1 protein-coding gene is annotated in these 449 nt (G+C 62.1%); it reads left to right on the top strand.

What is annotated here, in order from left to right; all coding sequences use genetic code 11:
* Positions 1-200: 200 nt before the first annotated feature.
* Complete coding sequence (locus EN859_RS35375) at positions 201-389, top strand: YodC family protein (RefSeq protein WP_127866364.1); 189 nt, start codon at positions 201-203, stop codon at positions 387-389.
* Positions 390-449: the final 60 nt, after the last annotated feature.

Genomic DNA, 449 nt, shown 5'->3' with positions numbered 1-449 from the left:
GGCGCGCCGGCTGATGGAGGCGTTCCCGACCTTCACGCTCACCCTGCAGAGGCAGATCAACCCGTGGCTGGACAAGGTGTTCGCCGAGCGTTACGTCGAGGCGCTGGGCATCGCCGGCGTGCCGGAGTGATCAGGCACATCGACCATTGTCGCGACTCAGGTTTGGTGGAAAACTCATGGCCTCAGCATGGGAGGCCGAAATGCCCAATAGTTTCAAGACCGGAGACGTCGTCAGGCTGAAATCCGGAGGCCCGGAAATGACCGTCAGCGACGGGGCGGCTTCCGGCATGTATCTGTGCCACTGGTTCAACCGCGAGGGCGACATCTGGACGCCGCAGCATGCAGGCTTCAAGCCGGACCAGCTGGTGGTGGTCGACCAGCCGAGATAGTCGTCGCCTTCTGCCCCTAAAGCGCGTCGCGATCTTTCAGATTTGCCCTGTGCGCTTTAG

The sequence above is a fragment of the Mesorhizobium sp. M00.F.Ca.ET.216.01.1.1 genome (assembly GCF_004010325.2).
Classification (GTDB): Bacteria; Pseudomonadota; Alphaproteobacteria; order Rhizobiales; family Rhizobiaceae; genus Mesorhizobium.
The sequence above is the reverse complement of the archived record's forward strand: the minus strand, read 5'-3'. Positions and strand labels throughout refer to the sequence as shown.

Bases quoted from the DNA above. Each gene is read 5' to 3' on its own strand.
- EN859_RS35375 (WP_127866364.1), top strand. From the start codon at position 201: ATGCCCAATAGTTTCAAGACCGGAGACGTCGTCAGGCTGAAATCCGGA.